22 protein-coding genes are annotated in these 24474 nt (G+C 43.4%); 5 read left to right on the top strand and 17 right to left on the bottom strand.

The features are described 5' to 3' along the window. Position 1: 1 nt before the first annotated feature. The 12 genes from NSS87_RS04745 to NSS87_RS04690 form a co-directional block, all read right to left on the bottom strand. Positions 2-1387 carry an oligosaccharide flippase family protein gene (locus tag NSS87_RS04745; protein ID WP_339245137.1) on the bottom strand — a complete coding sequence of 462 codons (1386 nt, stop codon included), beginning with the start codon at positions 1385-1387 and terminating at the stop codon, positions 2-4. Further along, on the bottom strand, positions 1353-2831 hold the full coding sequence (locus NSS87_RS04740) for an O-antigen ligase family protein (protein ID WP_339245133.1): 1479 nt from the start codon (positions 2829-2831) through the stop codon (positions 1353-1355). Before NSS87_RS04740 ends, NSS87_RS04745 begins: the two co-directional genes overlap by 35 nt. After that, the gene (locus NSS87_RS04735; RefSeq protein ID WP_036676606.1) at positions 2828-3601 is read right to left on the bottom strand and encodes a WecB/TagA/CpsF family glycosyltransferase; all 774 of its coding nucleotides are present in this window, start codon (positions 3599-3601) and stop codon (positions 2828-2830) included. Before NSS87_RS04735 ends, NSS87_RS04740 begins: the two co-directional genes overlap by 4 nt. After that, positions 3598-4944 carry an O-antigen ligase family protein gene (locus NSS87_RS04730; RefSeq protein WP_036676609.1) on the bottom strand — a complete coding sequence of 449 codons (1347 nt, stop codon included), beginning with the start codon at positions 4942-4944 and terminating at the stop codon, positions 3598-3600. The genes NSS87_RS04735 and NSS87_RS04730 overlap by 4 nt, the downstream gene beginning before the upstream one ends. 9 nt (positions 4945-4953) lie before the next feature. After that, complete coding sequence (locus tag NSS87_RS04725; RefSeq protein ID WP_042185173.1) at positions 4954-5889, bottom strand: glycosyltransferase; 936 nt, start codon at positions 5887-5889, stop codon at positions 4954-4956. 25 nt (positions 5890-5914) lie between these two features. Next, a complete protein-coding gene (locus NSS87_RS04720) occupies positions 5915-6607 on the bottom strand; it encodes a sugar transferase (RefSeq protein WP_042124430.1) in 693 nt (230 codons plus the stop codon). 30 nt (positions 6608-6637) lie between these two features. Beyond that, entirely contained in the window at positions 6638-7528 is an 891-nt protein-coding gene (gene galU, locus NSS87_RS04715) for a UTP--glucose-1-phosphate uridylyltransferase GalU (RefSeq protein ID WP_042185171.1), read from the bottom strand. 149 nt (positions 7529-7677) lie between these two features. Next, the gene (locus NSS87_RS04710) at positions 7678-8319 is read right to left on the bottom strand and encodes a CpsD/CapB family tyrosine-protein kinase (protein ID WP_042185169.1); all 642 of its coding nucleotides are present in this window, start codon (positions 8317-8319) and stop codon (positions 7678-7680) included. Next, on the bottom strand, positions 8303-9043 hold the full coding sequence (locus NSS87_RS04705; RefSeq protein ID WP_339245129.1) for a Wzz/FepE/Etk N-terminal domain-containing protein: 741 nt from the start codon (positions 9041-9043) through the stop codon (positions 8303-8305). The genes NSS87_RS04710 and NSS87_RS04705 overlap by 17 nt, the downstream gene beginning before the upstream one ends. Before the next feature lie 265 nt (positions 9044-9308). Further along, on the bottom strand, positions 9309-9944 hold the full coding sequence (locus tag NSS87_RS04700) for a response regulator transcription factor (protein WP_042185164.1): 636 nt from the start codon (positions 9942-9944) through the stop codon (positions 9309-9311). A 25-nt stretch (positions 9945-9969) separates the two neighbouring features. Then, positions 9970-11616 carry an ATP-binding protein gene (locus tag NSS87_RS04695; RefSeq protein WP_042185158.1) on the bottom strand — a complete coding sequence of 549 codons (1647 nt, stop codon included), beginning with the start codon at positions 11614-11616 and terminating at the stop codon, positions 9970-9972. Between the two features lie 316 nt (positions 11617-11932). Next, complete coding sequence (locus tag NSS87_RS04690) at positions 11933-12787, bottom strand: helix-turn-helix domain-containing protein (protein WP_339245125.1); 855 nt, start codon at positions 12785-12787, stop codon at positions 11933-11935. 84 nt (positions 12788-12871) lie between these two features. On the opposite strand from NSS87_RS04690, the gene NSS87_RS04685 reads away from it, so the two are divergent. Further along, entirely contained in the window at positions 12872-14782 is a 1911-nt protein-coding gene (locus tag NSS87_RS04685) for a family 20 glycosylhydrolase (protein ID WP_339245123.1), read from the top strand. 41 nt (positions 14783-14823) lie between these two features. On the opposite strand, the gene NSS87_RS04680 is transcribed toward NSS87_RS04685, so the two are convergent. Continuing rightward, positions 14824-15117 carry a hypothetical protein gene (locus NSS87_RS04680; RefSeq protein ID WP_339245122.1) on the bottom strand — a complete coding sequence of 98 codons (294 nt, stop codon included), beginning with the start codon at positions 15115-15117 and terminating at the stop codon, positions 14824-14826. A 103-nt stretch (positions 15118-15220) separates the two neighbouring features. On the opposite strand from NSS87_RS04680, the gene NSS87_RS04675 reads away from it, so the two are divergent. Continuing rightward, complete coding sequence (locus NSS87_RS04675) at positions 15221-16156, top strand: hypothetical protein (protein WP_339245120.1); 936 nt, start codon at positions 15221-15223, stop codon at positions 16154-16156. 94 nt (positions 16157-16250) lie between these two features. Beyond that, entirely contained in the window at positions 16251-16490 is a 240-nt protein-coding gene (locus NSS87_RS04670) for an NHLP leader peptide family RiPP precursor (RefSeq protein WP_170880314.1), read from the top strand. Between the two features lie 16 nt (positions 16491-16506). On the opposite strand, the gene NSS87_RS04665 is transcribed toward NSS87_RS04670, so the two are convergent. Next, on the bottom strand, positions 16507-18417 hold the full coding sequence (locus NSS87_RS04665; RefSeq protein WP_339248432.1) for a HAMP domain-containing sensor histidine kinase: 1911 nt from the start codon (positions 18415-18417) through the stop codon (positions 16507-16509). 114 nt (positions 18418-18531) lie between these two features. Beyond that, a complete protein-coding gene (locus NSS87_RS04660; protein WP_339245117.1) occupies positions 18532-20430 on the bottom strand; it encodes an ATP-binding protein in 1899 nt (632 codons plus the stop codon). A 223-nt stretch (positions 20431-20653) separates the two neighbouring features. Here NSS87_RS04660 and NSS87_RS04655 point away from each other — a divergent pair, with 223 nt between their 5' ends. Beyond that, complete coding sequence (locus NSS87_RS04655) at positions 20654-21052, top strand: hypothetical protein (protein WP_042185146.1); 399 nt, start codon at positions 20654-20656, stop codon at positions 21050-21052. Between the two features lie 92 nt (positions 21053-21144). On the opposite strand, the gene NSS87_RS04650 is transcribed toward NSS87_RS04655, so the two are convergent. Continuing rightward, a complete protein-coding gene (locus tag NSS87_RS04650) occupies positions 21145-22350 on the bottom strand; it encodes an MFS transporter (protein ID WP_042185144.1) in 1206 nt (401 codons plus the stop codon). 204 nt (positions 22351-22554) lie between these two features. On the opposite strand from NSS87_RS04650, the gene NSS87_RS04645 reads away from it, so the two are divergent. After that, positions 22555-23238 carry a peptidylprolyl isomerase gene (locus NSS87_RS04645; protein WP_042193340.1) on the top strand — a complete coding sequence of 228 codons (684 nt, stop codon included), beginning with the start codon at positions 22555-22557 and terminating at the stop codon, positions 23236-23238. An 82-nt stretch (positions 23239-23320) separates the two neighbouring features. Here NSS87_RS04645 and NSS87_RS04640 read toward each other — a convergent pair whose 3' ends face one another. Then, positions 23321-24427, bottom strand: a complete 1107-nt coding sequence (locus NSS87_RS04640; RefSeq protein ID WP_339245116.1) for a Glu/Leu/Phe/Val dehydrogenase — start codon at positions 24425-24427, stop codon at positions 23321-23323. Positions 24428-24474 lie beyond the last annotated feature (47 nt).

Here is a 24474-nt window from a genome sequence, read left to right as displayed (position 1 = left end):
ATTATCCATTCATATCCATCGGTTTCTTGCGAATGTAAGAATTCATCGTCGTCTTCATCCACTGGATGTCCTCCCGGGTAATGAGCAGCCGGGGTAGTTTAACTTTTAAGGTGTACTTTATATTGAGAACAATGAAGAAGAATCGCAGGATTGCTGATGACAGCATCGCTATCCCTGCTCCGAGTAAGCCAAACTTAGGGATGAGCAGGAACAACATTGGGATAACCAAGAGTAAGCCAAAACCTTGAAGCATCGAAACAATTTTCGGCTTGCCTAGCGCCATAAAGGCCTGCGCCAGAATGATCGTCCCCCCGCTAATAGTCACTTCAAGGAGCAATAAGCGAAACACGGTTAATGCCGCATTGAAGTCTTTGCCATACATCAACGGAATTACTAAAGGGGCTAAGAGCATCAGGACTACTCCGCCAAGCATGGTGAAAGTCGTACTTATGCGAAAGGCTTTGAATGTTAACTCAACTGCCTGTTCTTTGGACAGCTCAGAAGCCTTGGGAAACAGTACGATAGTAATCGAGCTTGAGAAAAAATTAACCATCCGCGACAGACTCACTGCCACTACATACAGCCCCAGATCAGCAGGTCTTAACAAACCGGCAATCACGATCTGATCGATATAATAAGAGAAATTGCCAAGCAAATCATTGCCGTAGGAACCAAGTCCGTAAGTAAACAATCTTTTTAAACTCTGAAAGGCTCCTCTCATCTTCACCTTATAGGTGCGCAGCAAGGAAATCGTCATTCCGATAAACAGCGGCGCTCCTGGAAGGAGATAGGCAACTGCAGTTGTAAAAGGATTCATCCGATCCAGTGCGATCAATATCCCGATTATCGTTAGGGTTAGCAATGGAACTAGATAACGAATCCAATTAAACCTCTTGTATTCACCTCTGAATTGAAAAGCTGCATTGTTAATTTGAGAGATCACTATAATCGGACACAGAATCATTGACCACTGGGCAAAGGTCACAACCTCCGGACTGAAGGATTTCAGCCAATAGGGTAAGACCACTATGCCTATAATCATTGCGATGACCCCAAAAATGATGCCGAGCAGCAATGCCATTCGATAAAGCACTCCGGCATCCTCCGGGTTTTTCTTAGCGTTATAAATCAGAGCTGATGGAATCCCAAAGCTCATGCTAAAGGCCAGAAACTGTGACCAGTTAATCATTGCCGTTTGTTCCCCACGTCCTGTCGGTCCAAGATAACGGGCGGTCAGTACACCCGTTAACATGTTAATCAGTAGGATCATGACACTGACAAACATTGTCTTCACGGCTGCCGAGCTGTTATCCTTACTCTTCGCGAACAATCTAAAAGATGACCAGATTGTTCTAGCGGGGAGAGACTTTGCATTCAATTGCTGCATACGGTGTTCCCTTCCTTCTACTTTGTGTAATCTCCCTTGCGCTGAGGCCAAGACCGATCAGCATCCAGATTAAGTATCCCTTGAGTCCGGGAAACCCATTATCTGATACCAAACTGACTATCGCACCGGTCCAAGTAGCAAGAGCAAGTCGGGCGTAGGGCTGCAATTGGTCCCTGCTGATTACTCTAGCGAATATCTGTTTGACAACTGCGCCTAAAGCTCCGAAGAAGAAAACAGCACCCAGAACACCAAAGGTAAGCAGTAAAGCGATAACTCCGTTATCCATAATTCCGTACTCTCCAAGCTCGCCGTCATTACCAAGCTTAGTCCCTTGGCCTACACTACCAATTCCCTGACCTACTGGATTGGCGGCAACCATCGGCAGCATGTTTTGCCATAAGCTTAGCCGTTCATTATAAGAGTGATCTTCTTGAACAGAAGAAAGTGTCTCTACCCGAGCAACCAGTCCTTCGGCACCAGGCAATTTCGGCACAACCCAGAACAACGCAGCAGCCACAAAAACTAATTGGATCAAGGTTTTCCACTTTCCCTTAGAAGGAGAGGTTCCAATATACATGAGCAGCATCACCAGGAGTATCAGCCATGCCGCACGTACCAAAGTAGTCAGCAGGCAGATTACAACTAGCAGAACGCCGATCCAGCGCAATGTTCCCCGCCATTTTTTCTCCAGTATCATCGGAACTAAAGCAAACGCTAAGAAGGTTGCAGCCGGTCCGGGCGAATTCAGCGTAGAGAACACTCGGATTTCCAATGGATATGGATTTCCGATGGACATCATATCCGCATGTTTCATCCAGAACACATCCCAAGGTGGCACCGTCAAATACTGAACAATCCCGTAAATGGCAACTAGGACTGCAATATTGGCAAAAGCGGTAAGCAGTCGATCGATATCCTTCGGCTTGAACTTCGTGACGGCAAAGTACGGCAATAACAGCAGTGGCACAATATAATTCGCTAAGTCATAAACTGAGCCCATGCCATTCTTAGCCAAACCGATTAAAGCACCATAACCCAGCGCAACTGCGAACATTAACATGATCCGCGTGGAGGCTTTTTGAATATTATGAATCTCCTTCAGCAGCGGAATGATCAAGGTTACACCGGTTAACAAGGGAGCTAAGCTCAGCAAGGATACAGAGTGATACACTCCTTCTGACCAGTCAGCAATGCGGCGCAGCTCTGGAGCTACGGCCCAGATTAGCAAGGTATAAGCAACCAGCATTTTCGGTCTAAGTATGGCTAACAAGAAAGCTGGGAATAGGATGGCTGAGAGAATGGCTCCCTGCAGACTGTTCGATGAACTCAGCATCGCACTGGAGAAGCCGATGATCAGCGGAAGAGAGACACCTGCAGCAGCAGTCCCCCCTATTAATCCAACTGTCTTGATGAACCTAAGTGATGGGGGCGTAAATACACTCATTCCAAGCCTCCTTCCTTCACCTTATCCCGCTTACGCAGTTCCTTAAGTAATAAAAGTAGAAATTGTGCATCGTCCACAAGATATCTTTTCCAGAGCCGGCCCGGCTCCTGGCTAAGCCGCCAGAACCATTCGAACCCTGTTTTTTGCATGAAGCTAGGCGCTCGTTTCACTGAGCCTGACAGAAAATCAAAGGTCGCTCCCACTCCGATCGATATCGGAGCTTGATAAGAGGTATAGTGGCGGTAAATCCACTTTTCCTGCTTAGGTGCTCCTACACCAACAAACACGATATCTGGCTGGCACTCTGTCAGCATTTCTATAATGCGTTCATTCTCCTCCTCATTGTGCTCGAATCCATAGGATGGAGAATAACAGCCAACCACATTTATTCCGGGATGTGCTGTTTTCAAATTCATCGCTGCCCGTTCCGCCACGCCTTCAGCTGAGCCTAAGAAGAACAGCCGGTACTTCCTTTGCTCAAAGGCGTTGCCCAATCGATTAAATAGATCCGCGCCGGATACCTTCTGCTTAAGCGGCTTGCCTAGCATTTTGGATGCCCAGATCAGTGGCATTCCGTCAGCAACAACTGCGCCTGCCTTCGAATATACCGTTTGAAATTCTTTATCCTTACGAAGCTTGATCACATGATCTACATTGCAAGTGAGGATATAAGACTGATTCCTCTCCTGAATGGTTTTATCAATGTAATCAAGCAAATCCATGAAATCATAGTTATCAAAATTGACATCGAACATATTCACTTGACTCATCGTATCACTTCTTTTTGTGGGGAATCGGTTGGCTGTGAAGATCGATACAGGCAGTTCAGGTACCAACAGAACGGAATAATAAATTGGACCGTCGACAGCGTGTTATCGGAGAATGAGTAGATTAAAAACGCTGCAATAAATAACAGATAATAAGGTTTGATCGGCGGAGCCAATGCTCTGTACACCAGAATAAATACAGCCAATAAAGAGAACATCAACAGAATAGCGCCAATATATCCCCCATCGAAGTAAAAGCGGATATACTCGTTGTGCGGAACTACAAAACCCTTATACAATGTTCCATCATTTGCTACCGTCACTGCTCCAAGCCCTCTACCAGACCAAGGAGAGTCCGCAGCCTTGTTTAAGAAATACTCCCATGCCTCTGACCTTCCTGATAAATCAACAGCCGTATCTGTCTGTCTCTCAAAGGAACGTTTCTCAAAATTATCGAGCTGCCAGAAAACGGCGACCATAATCAGGAAAAATGCACCCATCAACGGAATTAGCAGATAGGTTCTGCCCTTCAAATATTGGCGGAGAATATCATAGAAGTAATAGAGAACGGTAAGTCCAAGTGCCAATATAGGCCCTCTTGTTCCTGTTCCAATCAAGATAAAGAAATTTAGAACTAACATGATATAGAAAAAGCGTGCTTGCTGCGGATTCCGCTTCACCTCAATAAATGGAATCGCTACTCCCATAAAGGCCAGCATTGCTAGATGCGCAGGAATATTAGCCCCCTGAATCCGTACAGCGCCTGTATACTCGATGTTGAGAAAATTATGAACATGCGCAAGCTGCAGCAACAAACCAACCACTACACTAACAAGGGGAAGCATACAGATAATTTTGATTTGCAGCTCGGCTACATTCTTTTTCCAGTTGATTAATAAAAATACGAATGGAATGGATAGACCGATAAAAGCTTTAACTGCAATGGATGAGGTCATTTCCGGCAGCCAGATCGAAGATCCAAAGGTAATCACCAGCAGCGCTACCATTGCCCACAAGGGGTGACTCAGACGAAACCGCAAACCATTGACCAGAATACAAGGAACAAGCAGCATCACGATAACCAATTTATAAAGGGACAGTATCTCCATTCCGAACATGCTGCCATCATATAAAAAGTTAATCGATATTGCCGTCGTGATTAGAACGAAATAACTGATCAGTTCAGGCCGTGAAATTGAGATTCCCAGCAAAATAATCAGAAGCACGGCAGCTATCGCAATCATCGGCTGGTAGATGACCGCCGTTCCAAAGAACAGGGCCGACATGAGATAGAGCATCCCGTATGGCAAAACATTTAATTTGGAGCCCCACTCAAAATTTGTCATATTAATCCCTCACCCCGCTGCGGAATGCCTCTCCCGATTGAGAATCATATGAAGCGTTCCACGAATACTCTCCAGCCTGCATTTGTTCAAAAGCCTTCTTCCTTTACTTCTTGAGAGGATAGAATCAGCCAGGATATACACGAGCTTAGCGGCTGTCTTTCCCACTAGAAGCAGCTTGCCTTTTAGTCCTTCGCTTTTCATAGCGTTAGAGATGCCTTGGCTATAATAGCGCCTCATAATCCAGTCTTCTGTCAAACGGGCCGCCGGAACGAAATGGTCAACCGCCATTTCCGGATGGTAGAGGATGGAATGCCCTTCTTTTTGAATCTGTCCGAATAACCAGGTCTCTTCACCGGAGAGCAGAGAATCACCCTTTCTTCCGAGATCTAGGGGAAAAAGACTGATGTCGAATACGAGCTTCCGCATCGCCATATTGGCCCCACAAGGATGAAGTTGCTTGGGATATTCCTTAATCCGGCTACCTAAATCAACAATCGTGTACGGAAGCTCAAAGGGTTTAATCAACCAGTCCGGACGTTTACTTTCAAATATCGGAGCGATTTTACCTCCCATAGCCATGACCTCCGGTTTACTCTCGAAAGTACTGACAATTGTTGTTATCCATCGCTGGCAAGGTATCGCATCATCATCGAGAAAGGCAATCAGCGGCGATTTGGAAGCCAGAATCCCTGTATTTCTAGCCGCTGAAAGCCCCTGCATCGGCTCCATCATGTAGCGGATATCCATATCAGCTCCATGCTTTCCTATAAACTTTTTGACGCAAGCTTCAGTATCATCCTTGGAACAGTTATCCACAACAATGATCTCCGCCTGCTCTAAGTGATCTAGCTTTAAAAGTGACTGAAGCGTCTTGATCAATAAAGGTGCTCTGTTGTAGGTACAGATGATAATGGAAAGCTTAGGAACGTCTCCGTATTCACGCATCGGCATTCACCTAATTTCCACATTATTAATAAGCATCTTTTGAACCGAGTAACATCAGTCCGGTTTTAGCAATGATTTTTAGATCCAGCATGGTGCTCCGAATATGGATGTAGGTTAAGTCCAGCTGTACCATTTCGTCGAAGCCGACACTATTTCGGGCATTTACTTGCCAATATCCGGTACAGCCTGGTGTAACCGTCAAACGCTGTTTGTCATATTCCGTATACTGAGCCACCTCTTCAGGCAGCGGAGGACGAGGACCGACCAGACTCATTTGACCTATCAGCACATTCCACAGCTGAGGTAGCTCATCGATGCTCGTCTTGCGCAGGAATCTCCCTATCTGTGTGATCCGCGGATCGTTCTTAATCTTGAACATGGCACCGCTCACTTCGTTATAGGCCATCAGGTTTTCTTTTAACTCCTCAGCGTTACTAACCATGGATCTGAACTTATACATCGGGAACTGCTTTTCATTCTTCCCAACCCGGTTTTGCCGAAAGAACACCTTTCCTTTCGGATCCTCCAGCTTGATCAGAATCGCCACGACAACAAATAATGGCATTAACACGAGAAGACCAAGAGCGGAAAAAAAGATATCGATCATCCGTTTCATTATTAAATAGGACTCCGCTTCTTTCCTTCTCTCATCGGTATGCAGCATGTAAAGTTTCGGCAGGACCGCCTCGTAGTCTTCCGGCAGTTTTTGCATGCTCATCCTCCTCATCTAAAATTTTGCGAACTCAACTTAACTACTCAAGCTGGTTTGTCCCATTTTATTCAGCCATTCCGCCATTGCATCCATCACCGGATAGCGCAAATCTTCACTTTGCAGTGCAAATTCAAGTGTTGTCAAAATATATCCAAGCCGCTCGCCGACATCATATCTTGTTCCGTCAAAATTATAGGCATATACCCGTTCGCTCTGATTCAGCTTCTGAATGGCATCTGTCAACTGGATCTCTCCGCCAGCGCCTTCTTCCATCAAATCGAGATACTTAAAGATCTTTGGAGTAAACACATAACGGCCCATGATCGCCAGATTGGAAGGTGCCGTACCTAGTGGCGGCTTCTCTACAAAATTGTTAACCCGATACAATTTACCGTCCTGCAAATCCGGTTCAATAATACCGTAACGATTCGTGAATTCATCAGGAATCTCTTGAACTCCGATAACCGAGTTTTGTGTTTCTTCATATTGATCGATCAGCTGCTTAAGGCAAGGTACGGCTCCTGTGACGATATCATCGCCTAACATGACACCAAATGGCTCATCTCCGATAAACCGTCTTGCACACCATACGGCATGCCCCAGACCCTTCGGTTCTTTCTGGCGGATATAGTGAATTTCTACCTTGGCTGAACGTTGAACCTCTTTAAGCAGATCCAGCTTTCCATCTTCCAGAAGCCTAGACTCCAGCTCAAACGCATTGTCAAAATGATCTTCAATGGCTCTTTTACCTTTACCAGTAACAATGATGATATCTTCAATACCGGAAGCAATAGCTTCCTCCACAATGTATTGAATGGTTGGTTTATTGATAATCGGAAGCATTTCTTTAGGCATGGCTTTCGTTGCAGGAAGAAAGCGCGTACCTAGTCCTGCCGCGGGTATGATTACTTTTTTTACCTTTTTCATCGCACTTTACCTCCTAAAAGTTTTGTGAGCATTAGCTTCAATGATTTGACTTCGTACAAAACTCACTTCGAAAGCATAAACTTAAGTTTTGTGAGCATTAGCTTCAATGATTTGACTTCGAGCAAAGCTTACTTCGAAAGCATAAACATTTACTTCGCCTGGTTCATGGCAATTCCGATTAGATTAGAGCCGGTCTGTTCAAGCAGCGTCTTCGCTTTGCGGATCGATTCCCGTTTGGACTTTCCGTATCTGGCCACCAGGATCACGCCGTCCGCTTGAGGTGCCAATATACGAGCATCACTGAAATCGACTGCCGAAGGAGAATCCAGCAGGATCAGATCGTAGTTTTCTTTTAGTTCCTCAAGCAAAGCGGTCATTTTGGGGTTGCCCAGCAAATCCGGCGGACTAACATGCGTTTTACCCGCCGGGATGACCGAAAGATTGGCCAAATTTCCGAGGACAGCGATGTTATCTGCTTCCTCTTGCCCACTTAAATAAGCCGCAAGCCCGTCACTACCCTCTACTTCAAACACTGTATGAAGACCGGGATGCCGCAGATTGCAGTCCACCACCGCTACCTTCTTGCCATCCTGGACGAAAGACACCGCTAGATTTGACAAAATCGTCGTCTTGCCTGCTCCAGCTTCTGCTGACGTAAAGAGTAGCACTTTTCCTCCGCTACCCTGCGCTATTCCAAGCTGGCGTATATATGTGCGTAGCGATCGGAACGATTCCGAGATATGCGAGGATGGATTAACATCCGTAACCAGACTCTTATTTAGCCGCAACATAAGCACCCTCCTTCACTCTTGTGTTGCCGCCTGCTGCCTTACCCAAATCGCGTTTACGAATGGTTGCGATCGAAGCAATTACCGGAAGACCAAGGTCATATTCCGCTTCCTTTTCAGACCTTAATGTGCCGTTAAGAGTTTCCATCAGCAAAATAATTCCTAGGGCTGCCATAAGCGATACAACAAAGCTGATGATGAGATTCATCGCAAACCCGCCGTTCGAGGGCCCTGGAACATCAGTCGGATCGGCCGGTGTCAGCAAGGTCACATTGTCTACCCTCATCAGCGATGGCAATTCACGAATGAATGTCTGCGAAACCGCATTTACGATCCCGGCAGCTTTGGTGTAGCTTTCATCCTGAACATTGAGGTTGATCACCTGGCTCTTCTCTGAAGTTTTAATCTCAAGCTTCTGACTTAGTTCATCAGCCGTCAGACCAAACTCCGGGTGATTTTCTATTACGCTTTTCATGATGGTCGGTGATTTCATAATTTCCTTGTAACTCTCAATTAAATTCAGGCTAAAGCTCAAATCGTTAAGATTGTTGCTCTCGGGAGCCTTGGCAATATTGTTGACAAGCAGCTGTCCGGAAGCGGAATAGACGGGTTCAACGAAGTTTTTACTAACGTAGTAAGTCGTAGCACAGGAGATCAAAACGAACACCATGATGAGCCAAAACCTTTTTTTAATCAGGTTAATGTAATCCAGAATCGTCTTTTCCACAGTAACCCTCCTTCCGCTAAAATTACATTCTGAAAGCATTCATGAAAGTTTCAGTTGTTGCTTTAATTCTATCAATCCACACCATTCGCCACATGGCTCATATCATCACTTTCCTCTTCACTTTGGAGTAAGACGTTGTACTCCTTAAGAGGGGGGTGAGGTATACTTTAGCTCCATATTTAGGGCTAATTTAAGTTTTGACGCACAAAAAAACACGGACATCGAGTCCGTGTTTATGTACAATGCTTATAAATTAGTTCAACTTTCACTCATAAGACATTTCATATTTGGTCAATCCGACAGCATTTGCGTAAAGCGCTGCCTGTGTACGATCTGCCACCTGTAATTTCGCTAAAATCTGACTGACATGCTTTTTCACTGTAAATTCACTAATAAAAAGACGTGAGGCAATTTCTCTGTTGCAAGCGCCCTGTCCTAGTTCGATTAAGACTTCCTTCTCTTTCGGGGTCAATTCATCTGTCGGACTGCTTTCACTCATTCGCATCTTATCTTCCATCAGACCAGGATCATAATACTTTCTTCCTTTATGGACCAACTGGATAGCAAATAGTAACTCTTCTGGCAATGCCTCTTTCAGTACATATCCGTCTACCAGCACTTCCTCAGCTTTCAGAAAATCCTCTCTGCTTGCAGATGATGTCAGCAGAATAAACTTACTAACGATTCCACGAGCACGCGCTTTCTTGATGACATCAAGTCCTGATTCATCCGCTAGCTTAAGATCAATGAGTACAAGGTCAGGCTGCGTCTCCTCAATCACAAGAAGCGCTTCTTGGCCGTTCGTCGCCTCTCCAGCAAACTTCACATTCGGTTGCATCGAAATAACGGATGCCAGCCCTCTTCTAACTAGAGGATGATCATCTACAATGACGATTTTCATTAGAAACGACCTCCCGCCCTAAAGTTTATGCATTCTTTAATTCAGCTACACCCACAGGAATGGAAATCAAGATTCTCGTTCCCATATTTTCATTACTGGACAGCTGGAAGTCGCCACCTAGCGACTGCGTCAAATATTGCATATTCTTCATGCCAAGCCCACTCGCACTATCTTCGGATTCAATCCATAACAAATCAGTATCAAAACCAACACCATTATCACAAATCAATAATCGAATCCAAGTCGGCTTCAGAGACAGTTCTACATCCACTCGACTGGCAGCACCATGCCTGATGGCATTACCAGTGGCTTCGGAGATAATCCGAAAAAGCGCTTTGTGGTAAGGATAAGGGAGACTGAAATCATCTCCCGTTATTTTTAATTCAATATCAACATCATTTAATCTAGATAAGCTCTTTAAATGTGATCTTACCATACCGAGCCATGTAGGCCCGCCACTCTTCTTGGAGCTAAGACTGTAGATCGTGATCCGCAGTTCTTTAGCAACCTTTGTAGCAGAGTCATGAATAAGCTCAATTTGTTCTTCTAGCTCATGATCTGACATTCTCTTCCACGATTCCTTCAGCGAATGCGTCGCATACACAATACCAAAAAGGCTCTGGGATACACTGTCGTGCATTTCATCCGCAATCCGGTTCTGTTCATTCGTGATGATCAACCGGTTCTCAATCACACCAAGCTCATGCCTTTCAAGAATATTCGCACTTAGCTCAGATAAGAATATCAATTGTTGAATATACCATCTGCGGCCTTCCAGCCCCTCTGTAGACTCCAGCTTGAGTCCAATCATCCCTACAAATCGGGTGCTCATCCGTACAGGCATCAGCAGGAAATCTCCTAATCCCGGAAGATTTCTAAAAATAGGCTCTCGCTGCAATCTCCATTCATGTTCATGTTTGCCCAGTTCTGAGAATAAGAACTGTTCCTCTTCCTGCTGCCAGCCGGTCTGCCTGCTCTGCGGTGCTGGTTCTCCACTTTTCTTGGCGAACCAAAACAAAGCCTTATCTAGCTTCGTTAGCTTAACAACATAATCGGTGATCACTTGACCGATATTCATGAAATCATGTTGGCTTGAGGTTTCCACGATATGGTACAGCGATTTGATATGCTCCATCGTCTCTTTCGTGCGAGCATTCGATTCTTCACGTTGCCGCTTCATCCGATTAACGATCTGCATTATTATAACCGTAAGTACCAGTGTTAGAAACAGATTCCCATTTACAAATACAATTTCCAAAAAAGTTTTGTTCGCAGAATTGATAAAAAAATAACAGAGCACCGCAAAAATACTGATGTAACTTAAAAGCAGCGACCATCCAAAATAAATGGACAATGAGCCTGCAGCAATCAATACAGGGTTTAGCACATAGAGCCTAAAGGAACTCTCGTACCCACCGGTAAACAAAGTCAATGCAATAATTCCCACCATCTCTATACTAACAGCCAGGACGAGAGTCTTTGGCCTGCTTCGTAACCTCCGATAAAAAAATGAGAACGTTTGTGCAAACAGAAAGAGTATGGCAATAACAAGGGATTTATAAATTACGGAAGGTCCCGTTTTATCTAGAAGATACATGAGCGATGTGAGGGACAAAGAGAAGTACCTGTAATACTCAATCAGTTTGTCTTCTGCAGTTGGTTTGATTTTCATCCCACCACCCTATTCTCCAGTTTTTTGGAAAATGCGAGATTGTACTGTGCTCGATAAAAGCATCATACATGAGAAAAATCACAATAACAAGCTGACATTTCCCATGTTTGCGCTTCCATTTGAAAAATAGTTACAAAAAATTTATTATTTTTTTAGAAGGTTTTATACCTAAAATTTGTCATTTTATCCACTATAGTTATAAAGAACTAACGTATTTATGTAATATTAATCCATAATTTTCAACATATCTTATAAAACGACAACAATTATATAATTATAACAATTCACATTGGGACTCTAGTAGTATGATGTCGATTTAAATGTTACTACGACAAAGCTGTGGCGCAATCCCCATATATTTTTTAAATAAACGTGAAAAATAGAATGGATCATTATAATGAAGCATGCCCGATATTTCTTTTACTTGTAATGAGGTATTTAAAAGCAGCTTTTTGGCCTCAGCCATTTTAAGACGGTGAATATATTCATGAAGCGGATACCCGCTACTACGCCGAACAAGACGACGAAGGGTAGACATCGAGATATGATGTTTTGCCGCAATTTGCTCTAGGTCCATTTCACCATAAATGCATAAATTCAGGTCCTCCCGAATCTGACGCATATAATCTGCCTGAGCATTCCAACTTTTTTCTTCTATTATAAAAGAACACTCCAATAGCATCCTTTCAACGAGTAGTGCGGCCCGATCCGCATCTGCAGGTTCTCCACTCTCCATTCGTTGTAGTACCTCTTCAAATAAGGTCGAAAGACCCAAGATCGAATTCGCTTGGAACACATTCCCGCCAGCGATTAGACCCGACTCTAGCCATTCCGATACACGTGTCCCATTAAAATTAATATAATACTCATCCCAGCTCCCTCCAGGTGGTGGGCCGAAATTGTAACTGTATCCTGGGCGAAAAAAGAATAAGCTGCCTTCACGTACCTGCTGTTCTTTCCCCGAAGTCTCCATATAGGTGCCACCACCAGATACTATGTAAACAATAGCCCAGTGTTCAAAAACTACGCCTGAACGGAATAACGTTCTTCCAGGCAAATGGCCGGCTTGTCCTACTCTAATATTTTTAAGCTTCAGCTTAGAGGACTCCACCTTCGGATCAATAATTCGTATTGGATATGGACTGATCATATAATCCATGCGCTTGGACATTATAGACATTCCCCCCTCTATTTAGTAGTGATAAGGTTATTGTGAAGTTGATCATATTCTACATGAATAAGAGGTGTCCACGCTATGCTTAATCATTCTACACTACTGCTTCTGCCTAATCCGCGTGAATTCACATTGTCACAGGGCTCATACCGTTTCCCAATAAGCGGAAGCATTGTACTTCCTAGTACGGGAGAGCAAAGTTCAATGCCTGCTGCACAAAAGCTGCAAGCTGTGATTAAACAAGCCTTAAATCTTCATTTGACCTTATCTATTGGCACTCGTCCAACGGTTGTATCCGCTTGTATCTTTAGCTATGTGCCGTCATTATCTGAGCAGGCATACGAAATAGTTGTTGATCAGAGCGGTATCGTTGTCTCCTATAGCTCACCTGTCGGTGCCTTCTACGCAGCAGCCACTCTGAAACAAATCATTGAACAAAGCGGCAGATCTATTCCTCATCTGCATATTCGCGATGAACCTGATTTTGGAGCTAGAGGGATAACCGTTGATATCAGCCGCAATAAAATTCCAAAGCAAGAAACCTTGTACCGAATCATTGACCTTATGGCCGATCTGAAGATGAACCAGCTTCAGCTATATATAGAAGGTACGCCGTTCGCGTACGAATCTTTCCCTCAAGTGTGGGAGCTTGAGACTCCAATCACAGGAGAGGAAATCCTGCTTCTAGATGCCTACTGTAAGGCGCGTTATATTGAGCTTGTTCCAAACCAGAACAGCTTTGGACATATGGAAGGCTGGCTTTCCCGTCCTGAATTCAATGCTTTAGCCGAAATTCCAGAGGGATTTATGCTTCCCAAGGAATTGTACATGGGGGATGTATATCCAGAAGGACTATTTATGCATCCCGGTACGTTTGATACCGAAGATCCTGCCGTGCTCCCTCTGCTAGAAAAAATGTTCGACGATCTGCTTCCATACTTCTCCTCTAATCAATTTAATGTAGGCTGTGATGAGACGTATGAGCTTGGTCTTGGCAAAAGCAAGGCGCTGGCTGAATCACAAGGTAAAGGTCAGATCTATTTATCTTTTCTTCAGAAGATTTATGAGCTTGTTACGAAACGCGGCAAGACGATGCAATTCTGGGGTGATATTATTATCCAACATCCCGAACTGATCCCTCACCTGCCTAAAGATATTATTGCTATGGAATGGGGTTACAGTGCGGAACATCCTTTTGAGTCCGATACCCTCAAATTCCGTGAAGCAGGCATTCCTTTCTATGTCTGCCCAGGTACCAGCTCATGGAACTCCATTACAGGGCGTAGCGACAATATGTTTGCCAATCTGCGTAGTGCAGCTATTCATGGCAAAAATAATGGTTCTATCGGCTATCTCATTACCGATTGGGGTGATCATGGGCATTGGCAGCATCTCCCAATCAGCTACACTGGATATGTTTATGGTGCTGCGCTTTCCTGGAATGTAGAGAACAATCTAGATGTAGACACTGCAAAATATTTAAATACATTCATCTTCGCGGATCGTTCCGAGGGTATTGGTCAACTACTCCTTGATCTCGGCAATTACTATCAGCTTGAATCCGAGATTATTCGTTCAAATGATACGGAAATGTCTCTGCTTCTTCGTACTAATCTCGACAATTTGTTAATTGTAGAGAAACTTACCGAAGAGCATTTCAACAATCTTGAAGAATACATGCTCTCTATCGAGGCACGTCTCTCGGGGCTTGATCTTCAATGTGATGATGCTGATCTTGTTCTTAAGGAACTGAGTAACGGAATCCATTTTGTGAAGCACGCTGTGCAGCTTGGAAGAATTAAACTGCAGCTGGCATCCGCGCCAGATTCGATTGACCCTAATCTGATTACGGAGCAAATCAATGATTTGAATGTTCTACTTCATCAATATCGTCTATTGTGGACCGAGCGCAACCGACTCGGTGGCTTAGATCAAAGTATTTGGAGACTTCTACGTCTTAGAGGTCAATACGAAGCATTGAAATCGAAGTAATTTCCTCATCCTAGCTGCAATTGGCGAGTCGAACGTTGAATTTAATATTTCCGACTCGCTATGCGCAGCTCTTCATATTGATTTTCAAGCATTTCCCGTTCCCGCTTTTCATGCTTTTCTCTGCCGATTCCCTCTTTCATGCTTTCCTCATCCTCATAGATTTGCCACAGATCAGAGAACAAATAATCTTTGATTTCTACTGTTTTTCCATTCAATATCCCATTGGTCCAAATAAGTCCCGCAGAGGTACGCATCACAGTGCGGCCGTCTGGCGTTTCAGCCTTTTGCCCCATTCGAATAGTCATAAGCATTTGTCCAAAAGTATAACACTCCATTCGTCCTTAAACCTCCTAAATTTTAGTTGTAATGGAATAAAGAGAAGGATATAATCAGGGCGAAAGAACCAGTTTTTTGCAATTTTATTGTAGGAGGGATGCAATGGATTGGCTAAATGATTACGAAAAAGAACTCCGCTTAGTATTTCAAGAAAGTAGAAAGATTATCTCCGAATTTCCTGAGCCTCTAAATTCACAAGGCATGTCCTATCTTGAACATTTTAACGTATTCAATGCGGAAAGCCACAAAAATTACATATGTTATCTATTACCCTTTTGGCTTCAGAAAAGCTGTGGGCTCTCAGCAGAAATTACCCGTCAAATGTCGATGGGTAATGTCTTCTTCATGCTATATTTTTTCATACAGGATGACCTGATGGACAGCAAAGAATCCTCTACATACGAAAGATTACCTTTAGCGAACCTACTCTATGTTGAATTTTTGAATATCTACAGACTTTTATTTCCGAATGACTCCTCTTTCTGGACATCGTTCAATCGTTATATCGCTCAATGGGCAGACAGTGTTAGTAATGAAACCACCAGTGATTATTTTCTTAATGATCGGATCAAGATCCCATATAAAGCCAGTCCGCTCAAACTATCCAGTACCGCTGCCCTTCTGCTATCTGGTAAGGATTCTCTTGTACCGCAGTCTGAGGAAATGATCGACTCTGTTCTACTTACACTTCAAATGCTTGACGACTATGAAGACTGGAACGAAGATTTATCAGAAGGCAGCTATAATTGTCTCCTCTCACTCACACGAAGCTATCTATCCACTGATAAAGCAACCACACTCACATCAAAAGAGGTCGAATTCTTCCTGTTTACAGCAAACGGACTACGTACCTATGCTGAGCTAGCGCAGGATACGCATCGCAAAGTAATGGCTTCCAGCTTAGATATACCTCATCTCCTAGCATTCCACTCCATGTTGGTGACGAACTTACAACAGATCTCAGATTCTATCGAAGCAGAAAAACAGCTTTTACAAGGTGGAGGCTTGTTTTACTATTTGTCAAAAAATATACAATAAATCTATTATTTTGTAATAAAAAGAATAGATTTAGCACAATTGCTATGTTATATTATTAAAGGTAAATATATACATTTTGGAAAGGGTGATTATTATGTCAGAAGCAGTTCTTAGAAATCAAGTCATTCAAAAGGCATGGGAAGATCCAAGTTTTAAGCAAAGACTACTCGCAGATCCAAAAGCAGCTCTCCAAGAAGCGCTAGGCGTAATCATTCCCGACAGCGTTACCTTGAAAGCCGTTGAAGAAGGTTCAAATGAATTCTATCTTGTAATCCCACCAAGTCCATCATCAGATGTATTGAAAGCAACCGCAGCACCACGCGGTTCTTGGTAAGACAGCAGGATTAACCTCATAGGGAGTAGGAATCATCCGGAGCTTCTGCCAATGGCAGTATGGTAATGGATTCGGTTCCTACTCCTTTTTTGCTTGTAAATTTTACTTCACCTTGCATAGTTTCAATGATGCGGAAGGTGACCATCAAACCTAAACCTGTTCCTTTATTTTTCTTGGTGAAATATGGTTCTCCGAGTCGATGCAGAACATCAGGGTCCATTCCTTCCCCGTTATCTTTGATGTGAATAATCACTTTATTATCTTCACCGTACACCGACATATAAATGAACCCTTCTTCACTGAATGATTCAATGCTGTTCTTGATAATGTTAATGAACGCCTGCTTAAATTTCGAGGAATTTCCTTTTACCCATAATTGGCCGGATACATCCAGAATCATTTTCCCTCCATTGATGTGACACAGGGGCTGCATAATACTCTCAATATGCTTGAATTCATCATATAAATTCAGACTAGAGATCGTCTCAAATTCTGGTTTAGCAAAGGTTAAGAAATCTGTAATAATATTGGATGCACGATCTAGTTCACTTAGGGCCATTGACATATAAATTTGCTCTTCGTTAACGGATTTCTCGCTAAGCAGCTGAAGAAAGCCCCGAGTGACTTGTAGTGGGTTTCTTACTTCATGAGCTACCGATGCAGCAAGCTCGCTAATGATCTCCATTTTTTCCGAACGCTCCAATTCATTGTTGAAACGCTCTAGTTCTCTAGAGTAATTAACAACCTGTTGATGGTTATAGGCTAATCTTCGTTCCAGAATTACGATCAAGGAAATAATGAAAGCAACCAGCCCCCACTTCCACAAGAACAAATCATAATTCCCTTTTTGGATGTAATACCATAATAGCTCTGCAACTACAGTAAACGCAGCGGTTCCAAATCCAATGGCAAACACAATAGCATCTTTATTTCCTTTAAGAGAGAACATAACCACACATGCGATCAGCAGGATGAATTGGAGGATAAGGATAACCCCTATAATGGTGGTAGAAATAAAATAATAGAACTCAATATAGCGATTATTTGATAGGAGATTGATTAAAAGACATAACAAACAAAAAGAAGAGTAAAGCACTTGAAATTGACGAAATTTTCGAATGATACTGAATTTACCACTACCGAATAATTTCTCAAATAAAAAGGTAAGCGCTGGGAGAAGTGAAAAAAGGGCTAAGTCTAGGCAAACGTTACTAATTGGCCCCAATTTATTATAAAAGGTATAGATGAAGGGGGAGTAGGTTATAGAAAGGATTCCGGTAGCCGCTATAACCACTGCTAGTGAAGCAACACTGGAGAAATAATCTCTGTTTATGTATAGAGCACTTATAAATAGAACGATAGCCACCAGAAAAAAAGCGCAGCCCAAAATCACATCACTTAGTCCATTCTCAATATATTCATTAATTAATTGACTATGTTCACCGATCATTACACTTTTTTTAATTCCAATTCTGTCTTGCATGGTTTCTGTCCAGATATATAGTGTTTTCCCGTTATCTTCTTTACTTAAAGGCAACAGCAAAGAATAGTTATCCTTGATATATTTACGATTTTCCTCGAAGATCAAACGATCCTCCACATACACTCTCACATGAAGAGCATATAAAGTATCGATATACACCGAAGGAGACACATAACTTAAATCGGGTAAGGAAATGCGGGTCCAAGAAGAGGATACTCCTGAAGGTAACTCTGGGAGTTCCTTCTTAGAATCTACGTTCATCCAGCTTTGCTGGCCTTCACTCCACGGAATCTCTTGTCCTGCATTTCCTGTTTCATCCCCCCATTTCATTTGCCACTTTGTAATTTCTTGGGATGGATTTGGGTTCGCTGCCGATACAATAATAGAGCCACAACCTATCAGGAGGAGTGAAAGGGTGATTGTAATGTGGAGTATTCTAACCATCAAGCGCATATAGGCACCTCAGAAGGAAGTTTCAGAAACAATATTCTGTGTGTTACTACTTCGCTCACTATGCTACCCTTTCCTTCTAAAAAACGGAATAATCATTAAATTCTCCTAATTTTTTCTAGCCGTTGGCAATTTAATGATAATCTCCGTTCCTTCCCCCTTCTCACTATGAAACTCCGTTGTCCCTTCCATCGCCTCAATTATTCGGAAGGTTACCATAAGTCCAAGTCCTGTTCCTTTTGTTTTATTAGAGTAATAGGGCTCACCCAATCGGGCCAGTTCACTACCATTCATCCCTTCTCCATTATCACGTACACTAATCATTACATGGGCTTCGGATTTCCAGGCCGTAACTCTAATAAGTCCATTATCCTGCAAAGCTTCGATGCTATTTTTTATAATATTAATAAACGCTTGTTTAAATTTGGCAGATGATCCAATCACGCAGAGTTCCGACTGCAGGTTGAGTTCAATGACTCCCCCTTGCAAATTCGCAAGCGGAGCGAGAATACCCGACACATGCCGTAACTCCTCGGATACATCAAGCCTCTCAATGGTCTCTAGCCCTGGCTTAGCAAAGGTAAGGAAGTCTGAGATAATAACCGTAGCTCTATCCAGTTCTGCGATAGCCATCTGCATATATTCCCTCTCCTTATAATCTGAGCGTTCTCCTAGGATCTGAAGGAAACCACGGGTTACCTGTAAAGGATTCCGTACCTCATGCGCTACAGAAGCTGCCAATTCACTTATAATCTCCATTTTCTCGGAACGCTGTAAATCATTATTAAACGTCTCAAGCTTACGAGAATATTCAACGAGTTGTTCATGGTTTCTCGTAAACCTTCTCCCCAGAATGACGATTAAGGATAATACGAAAACCATCATCCCCCACTTCCACCAATATAATTGATAGGATTCTCTGGATATGTAGTATACGATCAATTCGACAAGAGATATAAATGCAAAGATTGTAAATCCTGTAGTAAAAACAATTGCATCCCCATTGCCGCGATAAGTATGAATAAACGCTAAGCTTACCAATAATATAAATTGCACAATCATAATGATGCCTAGAATATCAGCAGTCATGAATCTATAAAAGTCTTCCAGCTGATACGACAGAAGGATATTAATAACCATTAGTGAAAGACTGAATATAGAATAAACCAATTGAAACTTACGGAATCGGGTGACGATTTGTTTTTTCCCTGAACCGAATATTTTCTCAAAATAAAAGGTTACTGATGGCAACAAGGTGTACAATGCTAAATCAAAGAATACAAGCACGATTTTCCCATAATCCCCGAGAATGATCGGCAAAAACGAAGAATACGTAACCACTATGACTCCAATGGATAAGAGAATTAACACCAACAAAAATCCGGCCGTAAAAAATCCTTTTCTCAAGAATAATGAACAAATAAACAGGACAATAGCTATAAAGATAAACGTCATCCCAATGATGATATCCATTAAGCCCTGCTTCACATAAATGGACAACAGCTCACTGTAGCGATCTACTCTTATTTCGCCTTCTATTCCTAAATCTTTGCTTCCTCCGTGTGTCCATATGTATAGTTCCTTCCCTCCATCTTCTGTGGATAAAGGAATTAGAATTTTGCTGCCGTTGAAATTGTATTTATTCTCAGAATCATATACTAACGCGTTATTCACATAAGCTTTGACGCTATTTCCATATACCTTATTAATGAACAACGCGGATTTCTCGCTCATTTGCGGCAAAGAAAACCGGAGCCACGCTGAGGATGTACCTTTTGGCATCTCTGGTTTGTGATTATGAGGCGTTACGCGAATCCATTCATCATCTGAAGCTGCTACAGCTTCTTCGACAGTCTCTGCTTCTGTATTTCCAAATCTAATCTCCCAACTTGGCAGCGCAGAGTCTGATGATCCAGCACTCACTATCGCCGCACCGTAAGGCACTATTGCTGTTAGCAATAGAAATAATAGCAAAGTAGCCGCTATCTTTGGTTTTGGCAACTTCATCGTAGCACCTCAGTAATTCATTAGTTGTTTAAATGATCATATATGATTCTTAATTTCGACAACCTTCGCACTATTCCTGCCTATTCTTGTAAATTTTCTCGAAAAAAGACGTTATTTATCGGCGTTATTCCCTGATTATTTATAAAACGATTCGATCATAGGCAATCGGGTAAAGATACATATGAGAAGTCCAAATCTTAACCTACCAAGGGAGTGAACGGCTATGGAAGATTCACCTAATAAAACTGAAGCCGATTTTGCATATGAGCGTTATATTCAAGCTGATATTGATGTAGAGGATGTTGTCAATGAAGATGCCGACCCCGTGTTGGTTGGCGATAAATATTTGGCGGCTGATATTGGTTTAAACCAACCTGAGGAAACACTCGAAAGAAATGACTTGCTGGAATCCGATGCATTCCTGGCTGCTGAAACGGCAGGACTAACAAGCAGCGATAATGCTGAGGACGAGGAGCTGCTAGAGATGGAAGAGGAGGATCCTCCATTGGAAGATATTCCTGACGCAGATGAGGTGTATCCAGGATCCATCATCGACCCTGCTTCACCACCAGTTGATGGCATGCCTGGAACGGACGTCTTAAACGGATCACAGGGAGATTAGACTATATAAAGCCGCCGGGCTAGGATCCGGCGGCTTTATTTGTTTTTCAATATGAGTACTTTCCTCAGTAAGGGTTACTCTTGAGCTGCCGGTTATTCTACTGAACGCGCTGCTGCAATTTGGGAATCCAGCTTACGGGTCTTAACCAATACCGCTGCTACAAGCAGCATCACCCCATTGATCACAAACACCCAGCGGATCTGGATAAAAGCCCCAAGTAAACCGCCTATAATAGGCCCGGCCATTGTCGCGAGTTGAGATGCCGCTTGGTTGAGACCAAAAGCACGTCCGCGAAACCCGGGCTCAATAACTTGTACAATCATTGCATTTACAGATGGAAGCACACCTGCATAGAACAAGCCGTAGGCAAAACGAAGAACGGCGAATTCCACATACCCTGTAACAAAGAATTGCAGAATATTACCGATACCTCCACCGATTAATCCAATGAACAAGATCATCCCGAAGCCCTTCCGGCTTCCGATTCTCCCCCACTGCGGAGCCATTAGCACAGTAGCAATACCCACAGCGGAGAATACAATTCCTGAGCTTAGCGAGGCGCTGCTTTTGGCGATTCCCATATCTAGCAGATGTATCGGAATAAGCGGCTCCAGAATCATAACAGAAAAGGTGCTTATCCCCGCCAGCGATAGCAAAGTCATAAATGCGCGATTGCTTCGCGCTTCCTTGATATCATCACTTACATGAGACCTCGGAGCAGATCGGTCAAAATTCTCTTCTTTAGCAAAAAAAGTAGCAATAAGTGCCGAAACGAGTACAATACCTGCTGAGAATAAAAAAGCAACCCGATTGCTTGTGTAAAAGCTCACTACACCGCCGATCAATGGACCAATGATACTGCCCGTTGCTCCGGCTGTAGACATAATACTCAGCGCATAACCGGTCTTATCCTCAGGTGTGTTCGTAGCCACCATGGCTATCGCAGCCGGAACAAATCCAGCAAGCAATCCTTGTAGTACGCGCACGATCAGAAAGACGTAAGGATCATGCACGAAGTAATTAATCAGATATAAGGCTGCCAAACTGAAGCCCGAGCGAATAAGCATCGGCTTCCGACCATATTTGTCGGCGAGGGAACCCCAGTAGGGAGAAATTAAAGCGCTGGCTAGAAAGGTTATCCCAAAACTAACCCCAGACCAAATTTCCAAATGATTCGTAACCCCAAGCTCGTCACTCAAAAAAATAGAGAGGAACGGAATAGAGATCGAATACGCCGTACTACAAAAAAAGACACCCACCCAAAGCACGATCAAGTTCCGTTTCCATGAAAAGCGCATGATCTACACATCCTTTCTTGATGTTCTCGCGGAAACATTCCTATTATTGTAAACCTCTTTTGAGAATGTGCCAATCCCACATGTCACAACTGACCTTTGCATGTAAAGGGACAAAGAGGTTATTATGAGAAGTACCTACGAGATTATTCAAGAAAAAGGAGAGATTGATTAGTGAAGTCTACACGAGCAAGATCTGCTATCCTAATGGTCATGTTATGCCTGGTGATGGTTATTGCAGCAGGTTGCGGTAATAAGCCTACCAATAACAATGCCAGCAGTAATAATGGAAGCAGCAGTGGGGCAGCAGGAAATAACGCAAGCAGCGAGACAAATGCTGGCGCTAACGAAGGACTCCCTTCAGCTACAGCAAGCCACCCCATTGTGACTATTGAGATGGATAACGGAGGCATCATCAAAGCCGAGCTTTATCCTGAAGTTGCCCCTAACACTGTGAACAACTTCATCTCACTGATTCAAAAAGGATTTTATGACGGCACCATATTCCATAGAGTGATGCCTGACTTCATGATTCAGGGCGGTGACCCTGATGGTACCGGTATGGGTGGTCCAGGATATAGCATCGCTGGAGAATTCTCCGGAAACGGGTTTACTAATAACCTGTTGCATACGGAAGGTGTTCTGTCCATGGCAAGATCGCAGGCTCCAGATTCTGCCGGTTCCCAGTTCTTTATTATGGATGCAGCTTATCCTAGTCTAGATGGAAGCTATGCCGCTTTTGGTAAAGTTACCGAAGGCATGGACGTGGTTAAATCCATTGTTGGCTTGAAAACAGACAGTTCAGATCGTCCAGAAGAGCCACCAGTGATGAAGAAAGTAACCGTCGACACACTGGGTGTCACTTACCCAGAACCACAAAAGGTACAATAACAAGCAAAAACGCCGTTGACGTCCTTTAAGGACACCAACGGCGTTTTTGCTTGTGAAAGACTAATTTAAGTACCTATGCACCTTATCCCCGTAGTGATCTTCTGCTAAGAGCATGTTGACCGTTACGCAAGAAAGTACTACGAGTATTTCTTAATAAGGAAATCCGCTCCTCTGCAAGCTGATTTGCCGCAACGGAAGTAGGAATTCCATTTAGACGTGAGATTTCCAGCACGCGGGTGATGTTATCGTAAATTTTTGCAACCTGCTTAAACGCACGTTCCTTATTATAACCATTCAGTTCATCCGCAATATTAATAACGCCACCAGCATTAATCACATAATCAGGAGCATATACAATGCCCATTTCGTGCAGAGTATCGCCATGATAGGCCTCTTTTAACTGATTGTTGGCTGCGCCAGCGATCACCTTCGCCTTAATTACCCGGAGGGACTCATCATTGATCGTTGCTCCGAGTGCGCATGGAGCATAGATATCACAGTCTGTACTGATAATATCTGCGGGATCGACTGCTTTGGCGCCGTAAGCCTCTACTGCACGCCCCACAGCTTCTTTGTGAATATCAGCTACGATAAGCTGAGCGCCCTCTTCATGAAGATGCTTACACAGCGAAAAAGCCACATTCCCAACGCCTTGAACGGCTACAATCTTCCCTTCGAGCGAATCACTGCCAAACACTGCTTTGGCCGCTGCCTTCATCCCTTGGTATACGCCGTAAGCCGTAGCTGGTGATGGATTACCCGAGGAACCATAAGTAGGAGATGTACCTGTAACATAATCTGTCTCCTGATAAATAATGTTCATATCTTCTTCTGTAGTGCCAACATCCTCGGCTGTTATGTAACGTCCATTCAAGCCCTGTATGTATCTTCCAAAAGCACGGAACATCGCTTCATTCTTATCCTTCTTGGGATCCCCTATAATTACTGTTTTCCCACCGCCTAAATTTAGGCCGGATACTGCATTTTTGTACGTCATCCCTTTCGCTAATCGAAGCGCGTCAACAATCGCTTCCTCTTCTGTAGCATAGGTCCACATCCGTGTTCCACCCAGTGCGGGCCCTAATGTCGTGTCATGAATGGCGATGATTGCCTTTAATCCTGATGCTTTATCCTGACAAAATAACAGTTCCTCGTAATCGTCCTGCTCGAGTGTTGCAAACAATTCCATTCTTAATATCCCCTATCTCTTTGTTATATTCCAGATGTTGGTTGTTA

The sequence above is a fragment of the Paenibacillus sp. FSL F4-0243 genome (assembly GCF_037963295.1).
Taxonomy (GTDB): domain Bacteria; phylum Bacillota; class Bacilli; order Paenibacillales; family Paenibacillaceae; genus Paenibacillus_AQ.
Note: the sequence above shows the minus strand (reverse complement) of the source record. Positions and strands in the feature narration are given on the sequence as shown.

Bases quoted from the DNA above. Each gene is read 5' to 3' on its own strand.
- NSS87_RS04665 (WP_339248432.1), bottom strand. From the start codon at position 18,417: ATGGTTAGAATACTCCACATTACAATCACCCTTTCACTCCTCCTGATA.
- NSS87_RS04735 (WP_036676606.1), bottom strand. From the start codon at position 3,601: ATGAGTCAAGTGAATATGTTCGATGTCAATTTTGATAACTATGATTTC.
- NSS87_RS04690 (WP_339245125.1), bottom strand. From the start codon at position 12,787: ATGTCCAAGCGCATGGATTATATGATCAGTCCATATCCAATACGAATT.
- NSS87_RS04650 (WP_042185144.1), bottom strand. From the start codon at position 22,350: ATGCGCTTTTCATGGAAACGGAACTTGATCGTGCTTTGGGTGGGTGTC.
- NSS87_RS04710 (WP_042185169.1), bottom strand. From the start codon at position 8,319: ATGTTGCGGCTAAATAAGAGTCTGGTTACGGATGTTAATCCATCCTCG.
- NSS87_RS04695 (WP_042185158.1), bottom strand. From the start codon at position 11,616: ATGAAAATCAAACCAACTGCAGAAGACAAACTGATTGAGTATTACAGG.
- NSS87_RS04740 (WP_339245133.1), bottom strand. From the start codon at position 2,831: ATGAGTGTATTTACGCCCCCATCACTTAGGTTCATCAAGACAGTTGGA.
- NSS87_RS04655 (WP_042185146.1), top strand. From the start codon at position 20,654: ATGGAAGATTCACCTAATAAAACTGAAGCCGATTTTGCATATGAGCGT.
- galU (WP_042185171.1), bottom strand. From the start codon at position 7,528: ATGAAAAAGGTAAAAAAAGTAATCATACCCGCGGCAGGACTAGGTACG.
- NSS87_RS04675 (WP_339245120.1), top strand. From the start codon at position 15,221: ATGGATTGGCTAAATGATTACGAAAAAGAACTCCGCTTAGTATTTCAA.
- NSS87_RS04725 (WP_042185173.1), bottom strand. From the start codon at position 5,889: ATGCGTGAATACGGAGACGTTCCTAAGCTTTCCATTATCATCTGTACC.
- NSS87_RS04700 (WP_042185164.1), bottom strand. From the start codon at position 9,944: ATGAAAATCGTCATTGTAGATGATCATCCTCTAGTTAGAAGAGGGCTG.
- NSS87_RS04670 (WP_170880314.1), top strand. From the start codon at position 16,251: ATGTCAGAAGCAGTTCTTAGAAATCAAGTCATTCAAAAGGCATGGGAA.
- NSS87_RS04730 (WP_036676609.1), bottom strand. From the start codon at position 4,944: ATGACAAATTTTGAGTGGGGCTCCAAATTAAATGTTTTGCCATACGGG.
- NSS87_RS04680 (WP_339245122.1), bottom strand. From the start codon at position 15,117: ATGGAGTGTTATACTTTTGGACAAATGCTTATGACTATTCGAATGGGG.
- NSS87_RS04745 (WP_339245137.1), bottom strand. From the start codon at position 1,387: ATGCAGCAATTGAATGCAAAGTCTCTCCCCGCTAGAACAATCTGGTCA.
- NSS87_RS04640 (WP_339245116.1), bottom strand. From the start codon at position 24,427: ATGGAATTGTTTGCAACACTCGAGCAGGACGATTACGAGGAACTGTTA.
- NSS87_RS04645 (WP_042193340.1), top strand. From the start codon at position 22,555: ATGGTCATGTTATGCCTGGTGATGGTTATTGCAGCAGGTTGCGGTAAT.
- NSS87_RS04720 (WP_042124430.1), bottom strand. From the start codon at position 6,607: ATGAGCATGCAAAAACTGCCGGAAGACTACGAGGCGGTCCTGCCGAAA.
- NSS87_RS04660 (WP_339245117.1), bottom strand. From the start codon at position 20,430: ATGAAGTTGCCAAAACCAAAGATAGCGGCTACTTTGCTATTATTTCTA.
- NSS87_RS04685 (WP_339245123.1), top strand. From the start codon at position 12,872: ATGCTTAATCATTCTACACTACTGCTTCTGCCTAATCCGCGTGAATTC.